Genomic DNA, 24,657 nt, shown 5'->3' on the forward strand with positions numbered 1-24,657 from the left:
CAAAAAAGCCCGCAGCGACGGCGGGCTTTTTTTCGATCAGCCACTCAGATAGGGCGGCTGCCGTACTTGTTGTCCGGCTTCTTGGGCGGATCGGCGACCACGTTGGCCTCGACTTCCTGAACCTTGCCGCCGCGAGCAAGGAACTCTTCCATGGCCTTGGCCAGGGCGTCACGCTCCTTCTGCTTGGCTTCCATGCTCGGCATCTCGTCTACCGAGACCGCGGCCTTGGATTTGCCCTTGGCAGCGGGTGCCGGGCTGCTGTCGTCATCGCCAGCGTCTTCGGCGCCATCATCAGCTGCCGCTTCGAGGCCTTCATCGCCCTCGTCTTCGTCGCCTACTTCGAGGTCATCATTTTCCAGATCGTCGTCGCTCATGTTCTACCTCATGACTTGCGAAAAGCAGGTTAGTTATAGACCAGTGCAGCCGTAGACCGGCAGCCACCAGTGAAAATTCAACTGGCCGTGGGTTAGGCCACTGCCCTAGGGTCGGCGCTCCTGATGGGAGGCGGCACCCAGCAGACCCTGCTCCTGGCAGGACCTGACAAATCCTTTAGCCCCTGCTGGCCACACGCTATTGGCAAGCCTAGCAAAGGCTGGCGAAGCGTGTGGACTACTCGTCAAACACCCTTCGGCGCGCATTCTAGCGCGCCAGCAGAAAAAGCAAAGCACCATGAATGCTCTGCGTTTTGTAAGATTTCCGCCTACGTCGCGAACGTGTCGGATAAACCGTTTGCCGTGCGGGAAATGCTAAAAATCTGGCAAAAAAATGCCCGGCAAGCCGGGCAAGTTTTTACCGCGTCGCAGTTACAGGTTGTAGCCGCGCTCGTTGTGCTGAGCCAGGTCGAGGCCGACCGACTCTTCTTCTTCGCTTGCCCGCAGGCCCATCACCACATCAAGCACCTTGAGAATCACGTAGGTGACGATGGCGGTGTAGACCACGGTGAAGATCACGCCCTTGGCCTGGATCCAGACCTGCATGCCGATGTCGGTGACGGCACCGAAGCCGCCCAGCGCCGGAGCTGCGAACACACCGGTGAGGATGGCGCCGACGATACCGCCGATGCCGTGCACGCCGAAGGCGTCCAGCGAGTCGTCATAGCCCAGCTTGCGCTTGAGGCTGGTGGCGCAGAAGTAGCAGACCACACCCGAGACCAGGCCGATCACCAGGGCACCCATGGGGCCTACGGTACCGGCAGCCGGGGTGATGGCGACCAGGCCGGCGACCACACCCGAAGCAATGCCCAGGGCACTCGGTTTTCCGTGACCGATCCACTCGGCGAACATCCAGCCCAGGGCCGCGGCGGCGGTGGCGATCTGGGTCACCAGCATGGCCATGCCGGCGGTGCCGTTGGCAGCCGCGGCAGAGCCTGCGTTGAAGCCGAACCAGCCGACCCACAGCATGGCCGCGCCCATCAGGGTATAGCCCAGGTTGTGCGGAGCCATCGGGGTGGTCGGGTAGCCCTTGCGCTTGCCCAGCACCAGGCAGCAGACCAGGCCAGCGATACCGGCGTTGATGTGCACCACGGTGCCGCCAGCGAAGTCAAGCACGCCCCAGTCCCACATCAGTGCACCGTCACCGCTCCAGACCATGTGCGCGATCGGCGCGTAGACCAGGGTGAACCAGATGCCCATGAACACCAGCATCGCGGAGAACTTCATGCGCTCGGCGAACGCACCGACGATCAGCGCCGGGGTGATGATGGCGAAGGTCATCTGGAAGGTGATGAATACCGCTTCAGGGAACAGCGCGGCAGCCGAGGTCAGGTTCGAGGGCGTGACGCCGCTGAGGAACGCCTTGGAGAAGCCACCGACGAAGGAATTGAAGTTGAGCACGCCCTTTTCCATACCGGTGGTATCGAAGGCCATGCTGTAGCCATAGACGACCCAGAGAATGCTCATAAGGCCAGTAATTGCAAAGCACTGCATCATTACCGACAGCACGTTCTTGGAACGCACCATGCCGCCATAGAACAGGGCCAGGCCCGGAATGGTCATGAACAGCACCAGCGCCGTTGCGGTGAGCATCCAGGCGGTGTCGCCGGAATTCAGCGCTGGGGCAGCTTCCTCTGCCAGGGCAAGCCCGGGCATTACGAGGGACAATAGGGCTCCTAGCCCTGCGATCTTACGCAGAGTCATGTTGTTTTCTCCTGGGGCGTTGGGTTTGGTGAGGCTTTGTTGCTGCTTAGATCGCGTCGGTATCGGTTTCGCCGGTACGGATACGGATCGCCTGCTCCAGATTCACCACGAAAATCTTGCCGTCACCGATCTTGCCGGTGTTGGCTGCCTTGGTGATGGCTTCGATTACCCGATCAAGGTCCTTGTCATCGATGGCGACATCGATCTTCACCTTGGGCAGGAAATCGACCACATATTCAGCACCGCGATACAGCTCGGTGTGGCCCTTCTGCCGACCGAAGCCTTTGACTTCGGTGACGGTGATGCCCTGCACGCCGATTTCCGACAGCGACTCGCGCACGTCGTCCAGCTTGAACGGCTTGATGATGGCTGTGACTAGCTTCATGAAACTCTCTCCCGATTTGGTGGACTTGCCCCAGGAAAACAAACCCGTCTCAAGTCTAAGCGCAGCGGTTGGCTTTGTAACGCGTCGTCGGCATCCGGCTCCGCGTGCGCACTGCCTGGTCACAAGGAACTGCATCAGTGCATGGCTCGCACTGGTCTTTGCAGAAACCTTGCCAGTTCCGTCAAAACACGGGAAAACAGCGAGTTATGTGAATCAGTCGGGATTGGCCAGTCGCCAGCATGGAAAACATGCACAATTCCGGTGCATCCCGACCTGGCGCATTGCTCGAAAAATGTGCAGTTCCAGAGGAGCGCCGCTCCTACACGAGCCAGCGACGAGGCCGGATGTTCATGCATGCGTGTTACACTGCCGGCCATTTCCCAGTATCAGTGGACAGCCCCATGCTCGCGCCCAAAGCCCTTCTCGATGCCCTGAGCGACCAGGCATCGCGCCTGTTCAGCAGCGATACCGCCCAGCCCCGCGCCGAACTGGAAAGTCAGTTCAAGGTGCTGATGCAAGGTGCCTTCAGCAAGCTGGACCTGGTCAGCCGCGAAGAATTCGACAGCCAGATGGTCGTACTGGCGCGCACCCGCGCACGCCTTGAGGCTTTGGAAAAACAAGTGGCCGAGCTGGAAGCCCGGCTGAACCCGACCCCACAGGATGAGTGAATGCAACCCTCCAGCGCATACCCGGTACTGTTGTTTTCCTACGGCACCTTGCAGGACAAGGCCGTGCAGCTCACCAACTTCGGCCGCGAACTGAGCGGCCAGGCCGACCGCATGCTGGGCTACCGCCAGGACTGGGTCGAGATCACCGACCCGGCCGTGCTGGCAGCCAGCGGCAAGTCCCATCACCCTATCGTCGCTCCCAGCAGCCAGGCAGACGACAGCGTGGCCGGCATGGTCTTCCAGATCAGCGAAGAAGAGCTGGCAGCGGCGGATCGCTATGAAGTCGCAGACTACAAGCGCGTGGCCGTAACGCTCGCATCGGGCCTGACCGCCTGGGTTTATGTACGCGCCTGAGCCCTTCCGGCGCACAGCAGGCACGAACCCGACAGGGTGACAATGCAGGGGAAAACCCTGCCTGAAAAACCAGGACGCACACTTCTTTCGCCGGCCCGGGCCGTGCTCGCTATTCTTGCAAAGCCGCAGGAAGCGGCCCTCTTCAGCGACAACGGAGCGTCCATGTCCCTAGCCCTCGTCCACAGCCGCGCCCAGGTGGGCGTGCAGGCACCGGCGGTCAGCGTCGAAACCCACCTGGCCAACGGCTTGCCCCATCTCACGCTGGTCGGTCTGCCGGAAACCACGGTCAAAGAGAGCAAGGACCGGGTACGCAGCGCCATCGTCAACTCCGGTTTGAACTACCCGCAGCGGCGCATCACCCAGAACCTCGCCCCCGCCGACCTGCCCAAGGATGGCGGGCGCTATGACCTGGCAATTGCCCTGGGTATCCTCGCCGCCGATGGCCAGGTACCAACGGCCACCCTTGCCGAGGTCGAATGCCTGGGCGAACTGGCGCTGTCCGGCAAGTTGCGCCCGGTGCAGGGCGTGTTGCCCGCAGCACTGGCGGCACGCGAAGCAGGCCGGGCGCTGGTGGTGCCGCGGGAGAATGCCGAGGAAGCCAGCCTGGCAGGCGGGCTGGTGGTGTATGCGGTGGGGCACCTGCTGGAACTGGTCGCCCACCTGAACGGCCAGGTGCCATTGCCACCGTATGCCGCCAACGGCCTGATCCTGCAGCAACGTCCGTACCCGGACCTGAGCGAAGTGCAGGGCCAACTGGCGGCCAAGCGTGCGCTGCTGCTAGCGGCGGCCGGGGCGCACAACCTTTTGTTCACCGGGCCTCCCGGTACCGGCAAGACCTTGCTTGCCAGCCGCTTGCCGGGGCTGCTGCCACCACTGGACGAGCACGAAGCACTGGAAGTGGCGGCGATACAGTCGGTCAGCGGCCATACGCCACTGAGCAGCTGGCCGCAGCGGCCCTTCCGCCATCCGCATCACTCCGCCTCCGGCCCGGCACTGGTCGGCGGCAGCAGCCGGCCGCAACCGGGCGAAATCACCCTCGCCCACCATGGCGTGCTGTTTCTGGATGAACTACCTGAGTTCGAGCGTCGCGTGCTGGAAGTGTTGCGCGAACCGCTGGAGTCGGGCGAGATCGTGATTGCCCGGGCCCGCGACAAGGTGCGCTTCCCCGCACGTTTCCAGCTGGTGGCGGCAATGAACCCCTGCCCTTGCGGCTATCTGGGCGACCCCACTGGCCGCTGCCGCTGCAGTACCGAGCAGATCGCGCGGTATCGCAACAAGCTGTCCGGGCCGTTGCTGGACCGTATCGACCTGCACCTGACCGTGGCCCGGGAGAGCACCACGCTGAACAACCAGCCCTGCGGCGAGACCAGTGCCGATGTGGCGGCCAAGGTAGCCGAGGCACGTGAACTGCAACAGCGGCGGCAAGGGTGTGCGAATGCGTTTCTCGACCTTGAGGGGTTGCGCCGCCATTGTGGCTTGGCAGCGGCGGACCAGGCCTGGCTGGAGGGGGCATGTGAACGGCTGACCCTGTCGTTGCGCGCGGCACACCGGTTGCTGAAGGTGGCGCGGACGCTGGCGGATCTGGAAGGTAGCCAGGCAATTGGCCGGGCGCATCTGGCCGAGGCCCTGCAGTACCGGCCGGGGAGCAGTTAGATTGCCGGGGCTGCCTTGCAGCCCATCGCCGGCAAGCCAGCTCCCACCCCGACCGCATCGGCCTCAAGCCATGCGCAGTCCCTGTAGGAGCGATGAGGCCAGTACAGGCAGTGCAAGACAGTTTCTCCCAAACCGAATACATCGGCCCAAAGCCTGCGCAGTACCTGTAGGAGCGGGCAAGCCCGCGAAGGGGCCGGGGCAGGAATACCTCACTGGCTGCCCACCAAAGCATCCTCAACCACCTTCAGCAGCACCTCTTCAGAAAATGGCTTGCCCAGGCAGACCAGCGCCCCAAGCGCCATCGCCGCCCGCACCGCCCCTTCATCCCAGTGCGCCGACATGCAGATCACCGGCAACCGCCACCCCAGCCTGGCCAGCTCGCGCTGCACCACCAGCCCGCTCATTCCGGGCATCCTCAGGTCGAGCAGCACACACCCCGCTTGCCGCGCCAGTGCCGAGGCCAGGAACAGGTCCCCGGCAGCAAAAGACAAGGTCTCGAAACCTGCCGAACGTAGCAGGTTGGCCAGGCTTTTGCGCACCGAAGCATCGTCGTCGACGATGCACACCGTGCTGCTCATGCGCCGCCCAGGCCCTCAGGCTGCGCCCCGATAACGTTGTGCATGGCCACCAGTTCAAGCAGCGAGCGGGACTGCATCTTGTTCATGATGTTTTTCTTGTGCACCTTGGTCGTCACCTCGCTGGTGCCGATCTGCCTGGCGATCTGCTTGTGCGACAGGCCACCGACCACCAGCGAGAACACCTGGCGCTCGCGCTGGGTCAGGCGCTGGTACTTTTCCTCGACCTGCCGCGCATGGTGCCACTTGCGCCCTTCGGCCACGGCACGCGTGCGCACCGCCTGCAACAGTGTCAGCAGCTGGTCTTCGTCGAACGGTTTGGTCAGGAACTCCACGGCCCCGGCACGCATGGCCTGGACGGTCATCGGGATGGTGCCGAAGCCGGTCATGAACACGATCGGCCAGGGCAGCGCAAGTCGGCGCAGCGCATCTTGGACTTCCAGGCCGCTGGTATCGGGCAGGTGCATGTCCAGCAACAGGCAGGCATAGGGGGTTTCCAGGCGGGCCTCGAACAACGCCTCGGCACTGGCGAACAAATGATGCGGAATGTCCTGCGAGCGCAGCAGGCGGCCCAACGCCGTGCGCACCGACGGGTCGTCATCCACCACCAGCACCGGCACGTTCAAGTGCTCATCGAACAACTCGACAGTTTCGGCCGCGGCGCACAGCGGCGATTTGCCCGCCGCCTTGCCAGGCAACTCGAGGCTGATCTCGGCGGCCAGGCGGTAGCCCCGGCGTGGCACGGTCTGGATCAGGCCACGGTCGCCAAAGGCCTTGCGCAGCAAGGACACCTGCACCTGCAGGTTGTTGTCCTCGACTACCGTGCCGGCCCACACCTGGCTGAACAGCTCGTCCTTGTCGACCACCCGCCCCTTGGCCTTGATCAGCGTCGCCAGCACTTCGAATGCCCGCCCCCCAACAGGACAGGCTTACCGTCAACAAAGGCTTCGCGCCGCTCCAGCGACACCTGGGCATTACCTATTCGGATCATGGCTTCCTCGCGCGGGCACGGGCGTTTCCCAGCCCAGGGCAGCCTAGGCCAGGGTACGCCTTCAGACAATTATCCCGAGGGATAGGTTGGCCTGAGGACTATACAAAAGCCCGCCAGCCCCCAGGGGACGATAACGGACAACAGCGTACCCTTTCCTGCCAAGCAGCCTGCAGCCCGCATCCCTGCTGGGTCCGCTGCGTATACTCGTGCGTCAGGATGTCGCTAGCAGGGGTGCCTTATGCTCGATGAACGCCTTGCCCACAGGCCCATCGATTACGACCAGTCCGTCGACGAGGGGTGGCTGAACCGGTGCGACATCAACGCGCTGGGCCAGGAAGGTGAACTCAGTTACTTCCGCCTTCGCGATCCAGCCACCGACCAGGCATGGATCGCCGTGCGCGCCCCGCGCGAGGTCCCCGCCGCCTGCCAGCGCCTGGAACGTGACTACCGCCTGCAACTCGACCCGCAATGGGCGGTGATCCCCTCGGCGTTCGTGCGCTCGGCCGAAGGCCCCCTGCTGGTGTACCCGGCCGGCCGCTCCATCGCCGACCTTATCGCAGAGGGCCCTGCCGCCCTGACGCCGTTTCTCGAGATTGCGGTAAACGCGGCCACTGCCTTGGCCCAGGCCCACGAACGCAATGTGCTGCACGGCGCGCTGCAGCCCGAACATGTGTGCCTGCACACCAACCAGCGAGTGCGGCTTGGCTGCTTTCGCGCCGACCCGGCGGAGCTGATCAGCGAACAGGGCACCGCGCTCGGCAACTGGGCGTACCTGGCACCGGAACAGGTCTGCCCGCACGGCAGCAGCAGCGACCGACGCACCGACATCTATGCCCTGGGCGCGATCCTTTACCAGCTACTGCTGGGCGAATTGCCTCTGGCCGGGCGCGACACCCAGCACTGGCGCCAGCTGCATGCCGGCGTGCAGCCACGAGCGGCCTGCGAAGTGGACAGCAATGTGCCGCAACCTCTCAGCCGGATCCTGGCCAAGGCCTTGGCCAAAGAGCCGGACGCCCGCTACCAGAGTGCTCGCGCCCTGGCGGTGGACTTGGCCTATTGCCAGCGACAGTGGGCCGCCAGCAAGTCCATGGAGGCCTTCGAACCAGGCTGTGCCGACCCGATGACGCCCGACCGCGCACGCCTATATGGCCGCAGTGCCGAACAGAAGGCCATCGCCCTGCTGCTCAAGGCACAGCGCCGTAACAGCAAGCCACAAGCCCTGTTCATCAATGGGGCTACGGGCATGGGCAAGTCGAGCCTGGTCGAGGCAGCGCTCAGGGCCAACGCCCAGGGTTACTGGGCCACCGGCAAGTGCAACGGCGTTGCCCAGGCCGTGCCCTACGCGCCCTGGGTCGAAATTCTCGGCGCGCTGACCACCCAGTTGCTGGCCAAGAACAGCCGGGACCTCGACGCCTTGCGCTGCGAGATTCTGCGCCGTATCAAAGGCCACGGCCGGCTGCTCGGCAAGCTGGCACCAGACCTGCAACTGATCCTCGGCCCCTTGCCCGAGTTGCCGGCCAAGCCCACGCGTCTGGCGCTGCAGAAGGAGCTGCGGGCGATCGTCGAATTCCTGCAGGTATTCAGCCGCCCCGACCAGCCGCTGGTGCTGTTCTTCGATGACATGCATTGGGTCGACGACTCCAGCCAGCAACTGCTGGCGCAACTTCTGGCTCACTCGCCCGGCAACCTGTTGCTGATCTTCGCCCGGCGCAGTGATGCGCCAGCCAGCAGTACACCCCTTGCCCTGCCCGCAGCGTTGCGCAGCACCACGCTGAACCTGCGGCCCCTGGCGGTGAGCGCGGTGACCGAGTTGATCGGCGAGCGCTACCACGTCGGCCCCGAGGACGCATTGCAGGTGGCCGAACTGGTACACGACAAGACTGCGGGCAATCCGTTCTTCATCAATCAGATCCTCCGGGCCATGGTCGAGGACCAGCTGTTCACCTTCGATACCCAGGCCATGCGCTGGTCATGGTGCCTGCAGGCCGTGGCCCGCCACCGCTATTCCGACAATGTCGCCGACCTGATGATCCACCGCCTGGTGCGCCTGCCCGAGCCGCAGCGCGACCTGCTGCGGGTGGTCAGTGCGGCTGGCAGCCGCTGTGATGAACGCCTGCTTCACCAGGTACTCTCTCAAGCGCCCGGCGAGCCGTTGAAAGCCTTGATTGGCGCGGGTTTCCTGCAACCGGGCCAGAACGGCCTGGGCTTCGCCCATGAACGGGTGATGGAAGCTGCGTACGCTCTCACGCCAGCGCGCGCACGTGCCCAACTGCATGCACGTATTGCCCAGGCCATGCGCCAGGCCTGGCCGGGGCGCCTGCACGAGGTACTGTTCGAGCTTGCCAACCAGCTGCAACGCGCCAGCCCATGCGGGTTTGCAGCGGATGACTGCGAAGCTTTTCTGCAGCTTTTACGCGAGGCAGCAGCACGCGCACGCGATGGCGGCGCGTTCGAACAATCGGCTGGCTACCTGCACACGGCCGAGCAGTTGCTGCAACGCGGCGCAACGCTGGAAAGCCGCGCCACGCATGGCTTTGCCATCGCCTGCATGGCCACCGAGTGCGACATGCAACTGTCGCGAATGGTCGCGGCCGAGGCCCGCATCACTGAATGCCGCCTGCGCGCGCGCTCGGCGTTGGACCAGGCGCGGGTATGCCGCCTGCAGGCGCTGCTGTACACCTTGCGCGGCGACTATCAGGCGGCCATCGACAGCGCCATTTCCGGCCTGGACTTGCTGGGTATGAGCCCGGTGCGAGGTGTCGACTGGCAACAGGTCGAAGCCAGTCATGCCCATGTACAGACCTTGGTCGAACAGAAAGGCCGACACTGCCTGGAATCGCTGCAGCGCACCGATTCGGAGGAAGTGACAGTTGCCATCAGCCTGCTGGCCACCCTGTCGTCATCGTTTTTCGTGAAGGACGACATCTGCTTCCTGCACCTGGCCAAGCTCATGGAGCTGTCACTGCTGCACGGCGTCGCCCCGGGCAGCACCTACGGCATGGCCTGGTACGGGGTGATGATTGCCGAGCGCTTCGGCGCCTACCATGATGGCCACGCTTGCTGCCTGGCTGCGCTCAAGCTGATAGAGCGGCACGGTTTCGACGCTGACTTGACCAGCGCGCTGCTGGCCCTGGACCAGGTCAGCGCCTGGACCTCGCCCATGGAGTTCGCCCGCCGTACCGCACTGGATGCGGTCGACTCGGGGCGCCTGAGCGGCGACCTGGCGATGAGCTGCTATGCCTGCAACCACCTGGTTTCCGATTCGCTGTTCATGGGCCGCTACCTGCCGGACGTGGTGGAGGAACTGGCGCAAGGCCTGGCCACCGTGCGTCGCTACGGTTACCGCGACATCGAGCAGATCCTGCAGGCCCAGCAAGCGTTCGTCGCCAAATTGAGCGGCACGCCCTGCCCGGCCTCGGCCACAGCCTCGAAATCGCCTACCACGCGGTTCTTCCAGTACCTGATGGCCGGCATGTGCGACTTCTACCTGGGCAATATCCCGCAGGCCATGCGTAACCTGGCACTGGCCGGCGACAACACCTGGGCGGTACCGGCGCACATCAACCTGGCCGACTATCACCTGTTCCACGGCCTGGCCCTGGGCAGCCCCGAGGCCATTGGCAGCCTTGCCGACAAGCTGCGCGAGCTGCAGGCCCTGCGGGAGCGCTTCGGCCGCTGGGCCGGCTTCAACCCGGCCACCTTCCGCAACAAGCTGTTGCTGATCGAAGGCGTGATCGCCAAGCTCGAAGGCGACGGCCTGGCCGCCATCCGCTGCTTCGACCAGGCACAGATCGCCGCCACCGCAGCCGGTTTCATCCACGAGCAGGCGCTGGCCCACGAGCAGTTGGCCGAAGTATGTATCCCCAGCGGCCTGATCTCTGGCGCCAACCTGCACCTGCGCATCGCCCGCGACTGTTTCCATATCTGGGGCGCGACCGGCAAGGTGCACCAGCTGGAGGCGTTGCACCCGTTCCTGCGCACCCAGCCAATCCAGGAAAGCCAACGCGCAACCAACCAGGCCAAGCTCGACCTGGAAGCCGGCATCGAGGCAGCACGGGCGCTGTCCGAGGAAGTACTGCTCGAAGGCCTTATCGAAACCCTGATGGGCCACCTGACCCAGCATTCCGGGGCCGACCACGGTGCGCTGCTGATCGTCAGCGGTGCCGAATTCCAGATGGCTGCCCTCGCCTACATCGACGACGCCGGGCTGCACGTGAGCATGGACGACTGCCAGAAGTTCTTGACCCAGGCACCGCTGTCGATCATCAACGCCACCATGCGCACCAAGAAGCCCCTGGTGCTCAACGATGCCCAGAGCGATTGCCCCGAGGCCTTCCGCCAGCAGTTGCAGGCGCGCAAGGCCCGTTCGGTACTGTGCCTGCCGCTGGTGATCCAGGGCGTGCTGATCGGCCTGGTGTACCTGGAAAACCGCCTGGTACCGAACCTGTTCGGCAGCCAGCGCCTGGCCATGCTGGAAATCCTCGCCTCGCAGGCAGCGGTGTCGCTGCAAACCGCCAAGTTCTACACACGCCTGGCCGAAGACAACCAGACCCGCGCCCAGATGGAGGCCGAGTTGCGCCGCTCCCGCGCGGAGTTGGCGCGCACGGCGCACCTGCAGGTGATGAACGAGCTGTCCGCGTCCATCGCCCACGAGATCAGCCAGCCGCTGCTGGGCATAGCCTCCAACGCCGCTGCCAGCCTGCGCTGGTTGAAACGCGCCAAGCCCGACCTGGAAGAGGCGATTGCCGGCCTGGAAGATATACGCAACGACAGCGAACGGGCCGCCAACATCGTGCGTGCACTGCGCTCGCTGGCCAAGCAGTCGCCGATGCAGCTCAAGGTAGTAAAGCTGGACGAACTGATCCGCGAAGTGGTGCGCCTGACCTCGGCCGATGCCGCCAAGGGCACGGTGGATGTGCAGATGCGCTTGCAGGCGGGGGTGAGCGTGATGGCCGACCCGGTGCAGTTGCAGCAGTTGGTGTTCAACCTGATTACCAATGGCCTGGAGGCGCTGGCGGGGTATCGCAGCGATGGGGTGCTGCGGATTGCGTCGGCGGTGGTCGGGGATGGGGTGGAAATCTGCGTGGACGACAACGGGCCGGGGATTGCAGCGGATGAGCGCGAGCGAGTGTTCGATGCGTTTCATACCACCAAGATCGGTGGCATGGGGATGGGCTTGGCGATCTGCAACTCGGTGGTGCAGGCCCATGGTGGGCAGTTGCAGGCGCTGGTGTCAGAGCTGGGGGGGTGCCGGATTCGCCTCACTCTGCCTGTGAATCATTCTTAGCCTGCTCCGGCCTCTTCGCGGGCACGCCCGCGAAGGGGCCGGTACAGGTTTACATCAACGGGCGCTCAGGGCCGCATAGCTGTTCATCAGGTTGCGGTAGTTGGGAATGCGCTGCGACAGCAGGTTACCCAGCCCTTCGATGTCGTTGCGCCAGTCGCGGTGCAGCTCACAGGCCACCGAGAACCAGTTCATCATCTGTGCACCCGCCTGGGTCATGCGCACCCAGGCCGCCTGCTGCACGGTTTCGTTGAAGGTGCCCGAAGCATCGGTCACCACGAACACTTCAAAACCTTCCGCCAGCGCCGACAGGGTCGGGAACGCCACGCACACATCGGTCACCACGCCTGCGATGATCAGCTGCTTGCGGCCAGTGGCCTTGATCGCCTTGACGAAGTCTTCGTTGTCCCAGGCGTTGATCTGGCCAGGGCGGGCAATGTACGGCGCATCCGGGAACATCTCTTTCAGCTCGGGCACCAGCGGGCCGTTCGGGCCTTGCTCGAAGCTGGTGGTGAGGATGGTCGGCAGGCCGAAGAACTTGGCCAGGTCGCCCAGGGCCAGCACGTTGTTCTTGAACTCGTTGGGCGAGAAGTCCTGCACCAGCGAAATCAGGCCGGTCTGGTGGTCGACCAGCAGCACCACGGCGTCGTCTTTGTTCAGGCGCTTGTAATCGGGTTGGCTCATCGGGGTGACTCCTTGGGTTGGGAAAACAGGCCGGCACTGTCCACAAGGGGCTATACCGGCGGATAGGTTCGGCTTAAGGATGGGCCTGCGCCTGGCGCCAGGCCTTGGGTGGCTGGCCGACCAGGCGGCTGAAGGCGCGGGTGAAATGGGCCTGGTCGCAGAAGCCGCATTCCAGGCTCACGTGGGTGATCGGCGCCTCGGTGGCGAGCAGGCGCTTGGCCTTTTCCATGCGTGCCAGCAGGCGCCACGCCTGGGGCGAGAGGCCGGTGTTGACCTTGAACGCACGCGAGAAGTGGCTGCGGGTGAGGTTGCATAACCCGGCGATTTCGATGATCGACAACGAGCTGTGCAACATCAGTTCCTTGGCCCGGCGCAAGCGCGCCGGCGTCAGTGCGCCGGGGGTTTGCAGCGGCGCTTGGGGCGTCCCGGGGTGCATGGCGGCTCTCCTGTTCAATGCAGAAAGTCTCGCCTCCGGCACATGACAAAGTCCTGAGCCAAACCTGAATTGTTGTTAATTGCGCGCTGCTGGCCCTGACGGTTTTGCCGATACCTTAAGATGCGTTTCGTATTCAGCTTCGGGCCGCTGGTGGCGGCCGGCATTCAAGGCAAAAGAGCGATGCAGGAAAAACCCGCCCACCGCACCGTGGCCATGGTGTTGTTCAATGATGTGTTGTTGCTGGACGTGACCGGGCCCATGGACGCGTTTGCCATTGCTAACCGCTTCCTTCCTGCCGAGCGGAAGTACCGGCTGCTGACCCTGGCCGAAGGGCAGGCAGCGGTGCGCGGCTCCTGCGGGTTGAAAGTGGTAGCCGACCTGCGTCTGGAGGATTTGCCGGAAGCCGTCGACCTGTTGCTGGTGCCAGGCGGCCCGGGCGCCTATGACATCGCCCTGCCGGGCATCGAGCGCTGGCTGCCCCAGGCCGTGCGCCGGGCCAAACGCTTTGGTGCAATATGCACCGGAATATTCCTGCTGGGCCGGGCCGGGCTGCTGGACGGCTATCGCTGCACCACCCACTGGAACTACGTGGAGCGCCTGGCACAAGCGTTCCCCGAGGCGAAGGTCGAGACCGAGCAGATCTACGTGATCGACCGTTGCCTGATTACCTCGGGCGGCATCACCGCAGGCATCGACCTGGCACTGGCAGTGGTGGCCGAGGACCACGGCAAGGCGCTGGCCCTGGAAGTGGCCAAGGTGCTGCTGGTCGCCCGCCATCGCCAGGGTGGGCAAACGCCTTACGGGCCACTGCTGGCGGCTGTGCCGCGGGATGATTCGCCGATTGCACGGGTGCAGGCGTATATCGTCGACCATATCGAGCAAGCCTTCACTGTGCAGAAGATGGCCGACCTGGTGGCCATGAGCGGGCGCAACTTCGCCCGCACCTTTCAACGCGAGGTGGGCATCACGCCGCTGCAATACTTGCAGAACGCACGCATCGACCGCGCGCGCAAGCTGCTGGAAAGCAGCGACCTGCCATTGAAAGTGGTGGCGACGCAGTGCGGTTTTGGCAGTGACCGGCATTTGCGCAAGGTTTTCTGCGAGCGGATTGGCATGACGCCGGCGCAGTATCGGGCGCAGTTTGGTGGCAGTTGAGTATGCAGATTTCCTGTGCCGGCCTCTTCGCGGGTGAACCCGCTCCCACAGGTGTTGCGCAGGCTTGAAGACACCGCTGTACCTGTGGGAGCGGGTTCACCCGCGAAGAGGCCAGCACGACTGTCACCTGATTCAGGACAATGTGTCTTCCTCACAGCAGATTGTCTGGCACTCCCACATTCCCCAGAATTGTCCGCCAAACTGATCTAACGCTGCCCCAGCAGCTCATGGAGTACGAGCCAATGCCACACGAAGGCAGCCTTCTGCAAACCGCGGTGATCTTTCTGCTTGCCGCTGTCCTCGCCGTCCCGCTGGCCAAGCGACTGAAACTGGGGGCCGTGCTCGGCTACCTGCTCGCCGGCGTGATCATCGGCCCGCAGGCGCTGGGCCTGATCCGCGATACCGAAAGCGTGGCGCACATTTCCGAGCTGGGCGTGGTCCTGCTGTTGTTCATCATCGGCCTCGAGCTGTCGCCCAAGCGCCTGTGGCTGATGCGCAAGTCCGTATTCGGCGTCGGCACCGCCCAGGTGCTGCTGACCGGTGCGCTGATCGGCGCCATCGCCCTGTTCGGCTTCAGCCAGACGCTACCGGCGGCCATCGTGCTCGGTCTGGGCCTGGCGCTGTCGTCCACCGCCCTTGGCCTGCAGAGCCTGGCCGAGAGCAAGCAGCTCAACGCCCCGCACGGCCGCCTGGCGTTCGCCATCCTGCTGTTCCAGGACATCGCCGCCATCCCACTGATCGCATTGGTTCCGCTGCTGGCCGCCAGTGGCCCGGACACCAGCCACGGCGACAGCCTGGAGCATGGCCTGAAGGTGTTCGCCAGCATCGCAGTGGTCATCGTCGGTGGCCGCTACCTGCTGCGCCCGGTGTTCCGCACCGTGGCCCGCACCGGCCTGCCGGAAGTGTCCACCGCCACCGCGCTGCTGGTTGTGATCGGCACGGCCTGGCTGATGGAAGAAGCCGGCATTTCCATGGCCCTGGGTGCCTTCCTCGCCGGCCTGCTGCTGGCCGACTCGGAATATCGCCACGAGCTGGAATCGCAGATCGAACCGTTCAAAGGCCTGCTGCTGGGGCTGTTCTTCATCAGCGTCGGCATGGGTGCCAACCTGCGCCTGCTGCTTGAAATGCCTTTGGTGGTGCTGGGCCTGACCCTGCTGCTGGTGGCCGTGAAGCTGGTACTGCTGATCGGCGTCGGGCGCCTGGCCGGTGGCCTGAACAGCGCCAGCGCCCTGCGCCTGGGCATGGTGCTGGCTGCCGGTGGCGAATTTGCCTTCGTGGTGTTCAAGCTGGGCAAGGACCAAGGCTTGTTCGACACCCAGACCTACGACCTGCTGCTGATGACCATCACCCTGTCGATGGCCATTACCCCGCTGCTGATGATTGGCTGCGCCCACGCCCTCAAGCGCCCGCAAACGGCGCGTGAAGTGCCGGAGCATTACAAGCAGATCCAGGCTGACACGCCACGGGTGGTGATCGTTGGCATGGGCCGCATGGGCCAGATCGTCGCGCGCATCCTGCGGGCACAGAAGATTCCGTTCATTGCCCTGGAAACCTCGGTGGACACCATCGAGATGACCCGTATGTTCGAACAGGTACCCGTGTTCTACGGCGACCCTCTGCGCCCCGAGGTGCTGCATGCCGCCAAGGTGGGCGAGGCGGAATACTTCATCATCACCATCGATGACCCGGAAGCTGCCATTCACACAGCGGAACGGGTGAAACGCCTGTACCCGCACCTGAAAGTGCTGGCCCGCGCGCGTAACCGCCAGCATATGCACAAGTTGGCGGATGTCGGCGCCGAGCCGATTCGCGAGACGTTCTACTCCAGCCTGGAGATGACCCGCCGGGCATTGGTGGGGTTGGGGTTGAGCGAGGCGCAGGCGGCGGACCGGATTGCGCGGTTTACCCAGCATGACGAAGAGGTGCTGGTGGCCCAGGGGCAGGTGCGTGATGACCGGGCCAAGGTGATGCAGACGGCCAAGGAGGCCCGGGCGGAGTTGGAGCGGTTGTTTGATTCGGATGCGGATTGAGGATCTCGAGCGCATGACTGTAGAGATGCAGCGCCCTTGCGATCGAGCGCCGCCCGCGCGGCGCTTCGCGGGACAAGCCCGCTCCCACATTTGTTTCGGGCCAATTATTCCTGTGCCAGGTGGGTTGCAGCCTTGGTGTATGGCTGAAGATGAATGAAGAGCAATTGCGCCCCCTTCGATATCGAATGGAACAAACAAGGCGGACAGAGGTGACTTCACAGGAGTGACTGGCCCGAAACAGATGTGGGAGCGGGCTTGTCCCGCGAAGCGCCGCGCGGGCGGCGCTCGGTCTCATAGGCGCCAGAAATCTATCGTCAGGCACCTGGAGGCCATTCTGCAACCTCCCGACGGTCACCTCCCTGCCATTACGCGGATACCAAAAAACCATCAAAAAATCGTCCGTCTCAGCAAGGTCCTACCTCCTAGCGAACCATTTCCTACGTTAATGCTGACCCTGACGAATTATCCTACGCACCGTGTCGACGCCCGTCTGATTGTCCGGGGAAAGCCTGCTCTCTAGGCTTGCCGGGTCGCTGTCGGTTCAGCGATCGGGTGTGGAAACCCGTCTCGGTTTGAGGTTCTGTCGTCAATGGCAGTTGTGCGCGGGAGGCCGTATGGCCTACCGGGTTGCCTCTCACCGGTTTTCCACCCCGCGTACAACTGCCACCCTTCGCGTGGAAACGGATGGTTGCAGTACAACCTAGAGAGCTTACTGCAATGAAAAAGATTGTTCCCAATCCACCTCTTCCCGACACCAAAGAGCGCGCTTTCAGCCGCTGCGATGCCGGCCATCCACCTTTGTTCACAGTAAACCCGGGCGTCTCTGCCCACGACGCCCTGGTGCATGTCGCCCAGTACCTGCGCGGCGCCTACGACTGTGGCTACAAAGCCCTGGAACACCTGGATGAAACCGGCAAGAGCCTGTTCTGGAGCAACCTGAATGCGCTCGAAATGGCAGAAGGATTGGTTGAGGCATTGCTGGATGGGATTGAGTCGCAGCCCATGAATTGATGTTGTCCTTGCTGGCCTCTTCGCGGGTGAACCCGCTCCCACAAGGATCACCACAGGCGCTGAAACTGTGCAGTACCTGTGGGAGCGGGTTTACCCGCGAAAGGGCCAGCGCAGCAAACAAAAAAAGCCAGCTCCCTACAGAGGGAGCCGGCCTTTTTGCATTCAACTAACGGGCTGTTACTTACCCGCAGTCAGCGCGTTGTAGCTGGTAATCAGGTTGCGATAATCCGGAATGTGGTTGGAGCACAGCGCCGCCAGCCCTTCGATGTCGTTGCGCCAGTCGCGGTGCAGCTCACAGGCCACGCCGAACCAGGTCATCATTTGCGCGCCTGCGCGGCTCATGCGGTCATGGGCAGCATCGCGGGTCATTTCGTTGAAGGTGCCAGAAGCATCGGTCACCACGAAAACTTCGAACTCCTCTTCCAGGGCCGACAGCGCCGGGAACGCTACACAGACCTCAGTCACCACGCCAGCAATGATCAGCTGCTTCTTGCCGGTGGCCTTCACCGCCTTGACGAAGTCCTCGTTGTCCCAGGCGTTGATCTGGCCTGGGCGGGCGATGTACGGGGCGTCCGGGAACAGGGCTTTCAGCTCTGGTACCAGCGGGCCGTTGGGGCCTTGTTCGAAGCTGGTGGTGAGGATGGTCGGCAGGTTGAAGAACTTGGCCAGGTCGGCCAGGGCCAGCACGTTGTTCTTGAACTTGTCCGGCTCGATGTCACGGACCAGGGACAGCAGGCCAGCCTGGTGGTCGACCAGCAGGACAGCGGCATCGTCTTTGTTCAGGCGGTTGTAGGTGAATTTGCTCATGGTCTGTGCTCCTGAGGGTTATGAATTTTTCAGCATTCGGGGGTGTTTCGCGTTGATGGGCACAGATTAAAATCATCACCTTTGTGGCGGTAGATAGCAGAATTTGGCTTTAGCGTTCCGTTTTATGAACGATAGATTTGCAGGGGCTGTGCCGGCCTCTTCGCGGCTAAAGCCGCTCCCACAGGGATGGCGCCGGGCTTGAGCCCTGTGCAGTACCTGTGGGAGCGGCTTTAGCCGCGAAAGGGCCGGCACAGGCAACCAAGTACCTGGAGACCGATCATTGGAAGACCTCAACTCCCTCTACTACTTCACCCAGGTAGTCGAGCACGGTGGCTTCGCCCCGGCTGGCCGGGCGCTGGACATGCCCAAATCGAAGCTCAGCCGGCGCATCGCCGACCTCGAAGACCGCCTGGGCGTGCGTCTGCTGCATCGCACCAGTCGTCACTGCTCGCTCACCGAGATCGGCCAGGCCTACTACAACCGCTGCCTGGCCATGCGCGTGGAAGCCGAGGGTGCGGCAGAGATCATCGAGCGCAACCGCAGCGAGCCGCGCGGCCTGGTGCGTATCAGTTGCCCGACCACCCTGCTCAATTCCTGGGTCGGGCCGATGCTGACCCGCTACATGCTCAAGTACCCGCAGGTGGAGCTGTTCATCGAGAGCACCAACCGCCGCGTCGACCTGCTGCACGAGGGCTTCGACATCGCCCTGCGGGTGCGCTTTCCACCGCTGGAGAACACCGACATGGTGATGAAGGTATTGAGCAACAGTACCCAGTGCCTGGTCGGCCAGCCGCAGTACCTGGAGCAGTTGCCCAAGGGCTTCGACCCGCAGTTGCTCGGCACGCTGCCGAGCCTGCATTGGGGCAGCGCCCAGCGTGAGTACCAGTGGGAGCTGTTCCAGGGCGAAGACAGCAGCCGCAGCATCGTCATCCCGCACACACCGCGTATGGTGACGGACGACCTGTTCGCCCTGCGCCATTTCGTGGTGGCCGGGGTGGGTATTGCGCACCTGCCGCGGGTGGCGGTGCGTGAAGACCTGGCGGCGGGGCGGCTGGTGGAGTTGTTGCCGGAATGGCACCCGCGTTGCGGCATCGTGCATGCGATCTTCCCGTCACGGCGGGGGTTGCTGCCATCGGTGCGGGCGCTGATCGATCATCTGGCCGAAGAATTCGCCATCAGCGACATGGCTTGAGCCGGTTGCCGCCTGTGCCGGCCTCTTCGCGGGTAAACCCGCTCCCATAGGGTCACTACTAGCCTCAAGGTTTGTGCAGTATGTGTAGGAGCGGGTTCACCCGCGAAGAGGCCGGCACAGGCAAGACCAGCCAGAGCACACGCATACAAGACCCCTGGCCTATCCTTCCTCCACAGTCTCGGATCATCCCTCCCGGAGCCCCCATGATCCGCGCCACCCACGGACCAGGCCGCGCCCTGCTCGCCACCCTCGCCCTGTGCCCGGCGCTCAGCCAGGCCGAAGAGCCCGGCTGGTCGCTGCTCAGCCGCAACTACTTCCTGCACAGCGACTTCCGCTCGCCCTCCGGCAGTAGCCAGAACTACCGCCAGGAATGGGCCCAGGGCTTCATTGGCGAAATCCGCTCCGGCTTCACCGAGGGCACACTCGGCGTCGGCATCGATGCCCATGGTTTTCTCGGCCTCAAGCTGGACGGCGGCCGCGGCCATGCCGGCACCGGCCTGCTGCCACGCGACAGCGATGGCCGCGCCGAGTCCGACTACTCCAGCGCCGGCGCCGCACTCAAGCTGCGCCTGGGCAACACCCAACTGCGCTACGGCGAAATGACCGTGGAAACCCCGGTGTTCGACACCAGCGACAAACGCCTGCACCCGGAGTACGCCACCGGCTGGTTCCTGGACAACACCGACATGCCCGACTGGCGCCTGCAGGCCGGGCACTTCACCGCCTTCAAAAACCAGGACAACAGCTCCAGCCATGATGACTTCAGCGGCTACGGCGCTACCACTGACAACCGCGCCATCAGCCTGGCCGGTGCCGCGTTCGCACCCGACGGGCCATTCGGCGGCGCACTGTACGCAGGCCAGTTGGAGGACACCTGGCGCCAGGCCTACCTCAACCTGAACCTGGCCGAGGGCAACTGGCGCCTGGACGGCAACCTGTACAAGACCCACGACACCGGCAATGCCAGTGCCGGGGCAATCGACACCCTCGCCTACAGCCTGCTGGCCAGGTACAGCTTCGGCGCCCAGGCGCTGAGCCTGGCCTACCAGAAGGTCGAGGGCGATACACCGTTCGACTTCGTCGGCGGCGACTCCATCTACCTGGCCAACTCGATCAAGTACGCCGACTTCAACGGCCCCGGCGAGCGCTCGTGGCAACTGCGCTACGACCTCGACTTCGCCACCCTCGGCGCCCCCGGCCTGAGCCTGATGGGCCGCTACGTCAGCGGCCGTGGCATCGACGGTAGCCATGCCCCGGCAGGCGGCGCCTATGTGGGCCAGTACGGCGACGGCGGCAAGCACTGGGAGCGCGACATCGACCTGAAATACGTGGTGCAGTCGGGCGCCGCCAAGGACCTGAGCCTGTCGTTTTCCCACGTCAGCCACCGCGCCAACCAGGCCCAGGCCGGCGATGACATCGACCGGATCTACCTGATCATCGAATACCCACTCAAAGGCAGCTTCTGACATGAGCACGACCCCTTCAGGCGCCTGGAGCCCATTGCGCAACGCCACCTTCCGCATGCTGTGGATCGCCACCATCGCTTCCAACATCGGCACCTGGATGCATGAGGTGGGCGCCGGCTGGCTGATGACCACGCTGTCGGCCAGCCCGTTGCATGTGGCCCTGATCCAGGTAGCCGGCTCGCTACCAATGTTCTTCCTCGCCCTGCCGGCCGGCGCGGCGGCTGATATCGTCGACAAGCGCCGCTACCTGTTGCTGGTGCAACTGTGGATGTCTTCGGTGGCCGTGGTGCTGGCGGCCCTGACCCTGCTCGGGCTGATGAACGTCACCCTGCTGCTGGTGCTTACCCTGGCGTTGGGCATCGGCACGGCACTGATGATGCCGGCCTGGAGCGCGCTGACACCGGAGCTGGTAGGCAAGGACGACCTGGCCAACGCGGTGGCGCTTTCCAGTGTCGGTATCAACGTGTCGCGCGCCATCGGCCCGGCTTTGGCGGGCGTGGTGGTGAGCATGGTCGGCCCGTGGTTGACCTTCGCCTTGAATGCCATCTCGTTCGCCGGGGTGATCCTGGTGCTGTTCCTGTGGAAGCGCGAGGTGAAGGAGCCGCTGCTGCCGGCCGAGCGCTTCGTCGGCGCCATGCGCACCGGGCTGCGTTTCGCGCGCAGTGCCAAACCCTTGCAGGCGGTGATATTGCGCGCCTTGGCATTCTTTTTCTGCGCCAGCGCGGGCACCTCGCTGCTGCCGTTGATCGTGCGTGGCGAGATGCATGGCACCGCCGCCGATTTCGGCCTGCTGCTGGCGGCCATCGGCATCGGCGCGGTGGCCGGCGCCACCTTGCTGCCACGCCTGCGCGAACGCATCAGCCGCGACCGCCTGGTGCTGCTGGCCAGCCTGCTGTATGCCCTGTTCCTGCTCGCCCTGGCGCTGGTGCGCAACTTCTATGTGCTGCTGCCGGCAATGCTGCTCAGCGGCGCGGCGTGGATTGCCGTGCTGTCCAACCTGCAGGTGGCGGCGCAGACCTCGGTGCCGGCCTGGGTACGGGCGCGGGCGCTGTCGGTGTACATCCTGATCTTCTTTGGTGCCATGGCCAGTGGCGGGTTGCTGTGGGGCACGCTGGCCAGCCATGCAACGATCACCTTGAGCCTGCTGCTGGCCGCAGGAGGCCTGGCACTGGGCACGCTGCTGACCTGCAAGGTGACGCTGCCGGAAACCGCAGCCGAGGAGCTGACGCCGTCACTGCATTGGCCGGTGCCGCTGCTGAGCGACGACATGGACAAGGAAAGCGGGCCGGTGATGGTCACCGTGGAATACCACATCGACCCGGCCAAGGCCGAGGCGTTCCAGCAGGCAGCGCGGGAGCTGGAGGCGATGCGCAAGCGCAATGGCGCGTTGTCGTGGGGGTTGATGCGCGACAGCGCGGACCCGGCGGTGTGGCTGGAGTTCTTCTTCGAGGAATCGTGGCTGGAGCATTTGAGGCATCACCACCGGGTAACCCGGGGTGAGCTGAAGATCGAGGCCAGGGTGCGGATGCTGCAGACCGATGGGGTGGAAGTGCAGATTCGGCATCTGTTGGCTGGAGCTGAGCACAAGGCTCACCATTGATGTTGGCCTTTCCGGCCCTATCGCCGGCAAGCCAGCTCCCACAAGGTCTCCACAGGTTCTGAGGGCTGTGCAGTACCTGTGGGAGCTGGCTTGCCGGCGATAGGGCCAGCACTGAAGGAACAAAAAAGGGGGGCCAATAACTGGCCCCCCTTTTTCACATCAGCTCAGCTTAGAAAGCAAAGCACGAACAACCCAGCGCCCCCCAGAAGCCCTGGAAGTCATTCACCGGCACACTCGAATGCCGTGCCTTCTCATGGCTGTGCGCATGCACCCCGCAAGGCCCGACACACTGGTGCGCCACCGCTGCCAGCGACGGCGTGCCCACGCGCCAGTGGCCCGGCACCTTGGTCACCGGAGACCACTCCGGCAGCACCGGCACCTGGGGCGGGCCGAGCTTGTCGAATTCCGCCGCGCCATACACCACCTTGCCATCGACCACGGTCAGCACCGACTCGATGCCTTTGATCGCCTCTTCATCGACACTGAAGAAGTCCAGCGACAGCGCCGCCAGGTCAGCCAGCTGGCCCACCTTGATCTGGCCTTTCTTGCCCTGCTCGCTGGAGAACCAGGCGCTGCCCTGGGTGAACAGCTGCAGCGCGGTGTCACGGCTGAGGCCTTCCGGGTATAGCTCCATGCCACCGACGGTCTTGCCGCTGACCAGCCAGTACAGCGAGGTCCACGGGTTGTAGCTGGACACGCGGGTGGCGTCGGTACCGGCGCCCACCGGCACGCCCATGTCGAGCATGCGCTTGATCGGCGGGGTCTGCTCGGCAGCCTTGGCACCGTAGCGGTCGACGAAATACTCACCCTGGAAGGCCATGCGGTCCTGGATCGCGATACCGCCGCCCAGCGCACGCACACGCTCGATGTTCTGCGGGGTGATGGTTTCGGCGTGGTCGAAGAACCACGGCAGGCCATTGAACGGGATGTCGCGGTTGACCTTCTCGAACACGTCGAGCATGCGCGTGATCGATTCGTTGTAGGTGGCATGCAGGCGGAACGGCCAGCGCTGCTCGACCAGGTGGCGCACCACCGGCTCCAGCTCTTGCTCCATGGTTTGCGGCAGATCCGGGCGCGGTTCGAGGAAGTCCTCGAAGTCGGCGGCGGAAAACACCAGCATCTCGCCGGCGCCATTGTGGCGCAGGAAGTCGGTACCGCTGTGCAGCTTCACGCTGGAGGTCCACTTGCGGAAGTCGTCCAGCTCTTCCTTGGGCTTCTGGGTGAACAGGTTGTAGGCAATGCGCACGGTCAGCTGGTTGTTGTCGGCCAGCTCCTGGATCACCTGATAGTCGTCCGGGTAGTTCTGGTAGCCACCACCGGCATCGATGGCACTGGTCAGGCCCAGGCGGTTGAGCTCGCGCATGAACTGGCGGGTGGAGTTGACCTGGTATTCCAGCGGCAGCTTCGGCCCCTTGGCCAGGGTGGCGTAGAGGATCATCGCGTTGGGGCGGGCGATGAGCATGCCGGTCGGGTTGCCGAACTTGTCACGCTGGATCTCGCCGCCCGGCGGGTTGGGCGTGTCCTTGGTGTAGCCGACTGCCTTGAGCGCAGCGCGGTTGAGCAGTGCGCGGTCATACAGGTGCAGCAGGAATACCGGGGTGTCAGGTGCGGCCTGGTTGATTTCCTCCAGGGTGGGCATGCGTTTTTCGGCGAACTGGAACTCGTTCCAGCCGCCGACCACACGCACCCACTGCGGGGTCGGCGTGCGCGCGGCCTGGTCCTTGAGCATGCGCAGGGCATCGGCCACCGAAGGCACGCCTTCCCAGCGCAGCTCCAGGTTGTAGTTCAGGCCACCACGGATCAGGTGCAGGTGCGAGTCGTTCAGGCCAGGGATGACCGTACGCTGCTTGAGGTCGATGATCTGCGTGGTGGCGCCCTTGTGGGCCATGGCTTCGGCGTCGTTGCCCACGGCGATGAAACGGCCATCCTTGATGGCGACGGCGGTCGCGGTGGGCTTTTCACGATCAACGGTGTGCAGTTTGCCGTTGAACAGAATCAGATCGGCGGTCATGGAACCTCCTTGGGTGGATGCGTGAGCGGAACCGGCGGAACCGGTAAAGGGCAATGCGGACCAGAGCGCGCCGGCGGCACCGAGCACGGTACTGGTGGCGAGGAACTGGCGACGGGTCTTGTCGTTACGGTCCTGGGACATGGGGTTCTCCGTCTGGGTGCGGCAGCGGGCAGGCGCAACTGCGGAGCATGCCGGTTGGTGTAGGGGCAAGGCTTGGATG

At 64.1% G+C, this 24,657-nt stretch carries 18 protein-coding genes and 1 pseudogene; 10 read left to right on the plus strand and 9 right to left on the minus strand.

Annotation, left to right across the window (positions count from 1 at the left end):
* Positions 1-44: 44 nt before the first annotated feature.
* The 3 genes from sutA to glnK form a co-directional block, all read right to left on the minus strand.
* Positions 45-374 carry a transcriptional regulator SutA gene (sutA, locus tag GEV38_RS26490; RefSeq protein WP_013974748.1) on the minus strand — a complete coding sequence of 110 codons (330 nt, stop codon included), beginning with the start codon at positions 372-374 and terminating at the stop codon, positions 45-47.
* Positions 375-803: 429 nt separating this feature from the next.
* Positions 804-2,135, minus strand: a complete 1,332-nt coding sequence (locus GEV38_RS26495; protein ID WP_015272254.1) for an ammonium transporter — start codon at positions 2,133-2,135, stop codon at positions 804-806.
* A gap of 46 nt (positions 2,136-2,181) precedes the next feature.
* Positions 2,182-2,520, minus strand: a complete 339-nt coding sequence (glnK, locus tag GEV38_RS26500; protein WP_002555808.1) for a P-II family nitrogen regulator — start codon at positions 2,518-2,520, stop codon at positions 2,182-2,184.
* A gap of 401 nt (positions 2,521-2,921) precedes the next feature.
* Between glnK and GEV38_RS26505 the strand changes: the two genes are divergently transcribed.
* The 3 genes from GEV38_RS26505 to GEV38_RS26515 all read left to right on the plus strand — a co-directional run bounded on the left by GEV38_RS26505 (position 2,922) and on the right by GEV38_RS26515 (position 5,195).
* A complete protein-coding gene (locus GEV38_RS26505) occupies positions 2,922-3,188 on the plus strand; it encodes an accessory factor UbiK family protein (protein WP_015272255.1) in 267 nt (88 codons plus the stop codon).
* Positions 3,189-3,542, plus strand: coding sequence for a gamma-glutamylcyclotransferase family protein (locus GEV38_RS26510; protein ID WP_015272256.1), 354 nt, complete (start codon positions 3,189-3,191; stop codon positions 3,540-3,542).
* 162 nt (positions 3,543-3,704) lie between these two features.
* Complete coding sequence (locus tag GEV38_RS26515) at positions 3,705-5,195, plus strand: YifB family Mg chelatase-like AAA ATPase (RefSeq protein WP_085592358.1); 1,491 nt, start codon at positions 3,705-3,707, stop codon at positions 5,193-5,195.
* Positions 5,196-5,404: 209 nt separating this feature from the next.
* Here GEV38_RS26515 and GEV38_RS26520 read toward each other — a convergent pair whose 3' ends face one another.
* Both GEV38_RS26520 and GEV38_RS26525 read right to left on the minus strand, forming a co-directional pair.
* Entirely contained in the window at positions 5,405-5,773 is a 369-nt protein-coding gene (locus GEV38_RS26520) for a response regulator transcription factor (protein WP_015272300.1), read from the minus strand.
* Positions 5,770-6,761 (minus strand): annotated as a pseudogene (locus GEV38_RS26525) (response regulator). Before GEV38_RS26525 ends, GEV38_RS26520 begins: the two are co-directional and overlap by 4 nt.
* A gap of 238 nt (positions 6,762-6,999) precedes the next feature.
* Between GEV38_RS26525 and GEV38_RS26530 the strand changes: the two are divergent.
* Positions 7,000-12,048, plus strand: a complete 5,049-nt coding sequence (locus GEV38_RS26530) for an ATP-binding sensor histidine kinase (protein ID WP_015272302.1) — start codon at positions 7,000-7,002, stop codon at positions 12,046-12,048.
* A 54-nt stretch (positions 12,049-12,102) separates the two neighbouring features.
* On the opposite strand, the gene ycaC (GEV38_RS26535) is transcribed toward GEV38_RS26530, so the two are convergent.
* Positions 12,103-12,729: an isochorismate family cysteine hydrolase YcaC gene (ycaC, locus tag GEV38_RS26535; RefSeq protein WP_004375560.1), complete on the minus strand. Its 627-nt coding sequence runs from the start codon at positions 12,727-12,729 to the stop codon at positions 12,103-12,105.
* Between the two features lie 73 nt (positions 12,730-12,802).
* Positions 12,803-13,165, minus strand: coding sequence for an AraC family transcriptional regulator (locus tag GEV38_RS26540; protein WP_015272303.1), 363 nt, complete (start codon positions 13,163-13,165; stop codon positions 12,803-12,805).
* Positions 13,166-13,345: 180 nt separating this feature from the next.
* Here GEV38_RS26540 and GEV38_RS26545 point away from each other — a divergent pair, with 180 nt between their 5' ends.
* The 3 genes from GEV38_RS26545 to GEV38_RS26555 all read left to right on the plus strand — a co-directional run bounded on the left by GEV38_RS26545 (position 13,346) and on the right by GEV38_RS26555 (position 17,361).
* Entirely contained in the window at positions 13,346-14,320 is a 975-nt protein-coding gene (locus tag GEV38_RS26545; protein WP_043936302.1) for a GlxA family transcriptional regulator, read from the plus strand.
* A 242-nt stretch (positions 14,321-14,562) separates the two neighbouring features.
* On the plus strand, positions 14,563-16,350 hold the full coding sequence (locus tag GEV38_RS26550; RefSeq protein WP_054573431.1) for a monovalent cation:proton antiporter-2 (CPA2) family protein: 1,788 nt from the start codon (positions 14,563-14,565) through the stop codon (positions 16,348-16,350).
* Positions 16,351-17,067: 717 nt separating this feature from the next.
* Entirely contained in the window at positions 17,068-17,361 is a 294-nt protein-coding gene (locus GEV38_RS26555; RefSeq protein WP_015272306.1) for a hypothetical protein, read from the plus strand.
* A gap of 177 nt (positions 17,362-17,538) precedes the next feature.
* Here the strand turns inward: GEV38_RS26555 and ycaC (GEV38_RS26560) are convergent, their stop codons facing one another.
* Entirely contained in the window at positions 17,539-18,168 is a 630-nt protein-coding gene (ycaC, locus tag GEV38_RS26560) for an isochorismate family cysteine hydrolase YcaC (protein WP_013974760.1), read from the minus strand.
* 280 nt (positions 18,169-18,448) lie between these two features.
* On the opposite strand from ycaC (GEV38_RS26560), the gene GEV38_RS26565 reads away from it, so the two are divergent.
* The 3 genes from GEV38_RS26565 to GEV38_RS26575 all read left to right on the plus strand — a co-directional run bounded on the left by GEV38_RS26565 (position 18,449) and on the right by GEV38_RS26575 (position 22,426).
* Positions 18,449-19,360 carry a LysR substrate-binding domain-containing protein gene (locus tag GEV38_RS26565; RefSeq protein WP_075046740.1) on the plus strand — a complete coding sequence of 304 codons (912 nt, stop codon included), beginning with the start codon at positions 18,449-18,451 and terminating at the stop codon, positions 19,358-19,360.
* 203 nt (positions 19,361-19,563) lie between these two features.
* Positions 19,564-20,826 carry an OprD family porin gene (locus GEV38_RS26570; protein WP_054572014.1) on the plus strand — a complete coding sequence of 421 codons (1,263 nt, stop codon included), beginning with the start codon at positions 19,564-19,566 and terminating at the stop codon, positions 20,824-20,826.
* Between the two features lies 1 nt (position 20,827).
* Complete coding sequence (locus tag GEV38_RS26575; RefSeq protein WP_054572015.1) at positions 20,828-22,426, plus strand: MFS transporter; 1,599 nt, start codon at positions 20,828-20,830, stop codon at positions 22,424-22,426.
* Positions 22,427-22,595: 169 nt separating this feature from the next.
* Here GEV38_RS26575 and GEV38_RS26580 read toward each other — a convergent pair whose 3' ends face one another.
* Entirely contained in the window at positions 22,596-24,437 is a 1,842-nt protein-coding gene (locus GEV38_RS26580; protein ID WP_015272310.1) for an amidohydrolase, read from the minus strand.
* Between the last annotated feature and the right edge of the window lie 220 nt (positions 24,438-24,657).

This window comes from Pseudomonas sp. 13159349 (assembly GCF_013305685.1).
Classification (GTDB): domain Bacteria; phylum Pseudomonadota; class Gammaproteobacteria; order Pseudomonadales; family Pseudomonadaceae; genus Aquipseudomonas; species Aquipseudomonas asiatica.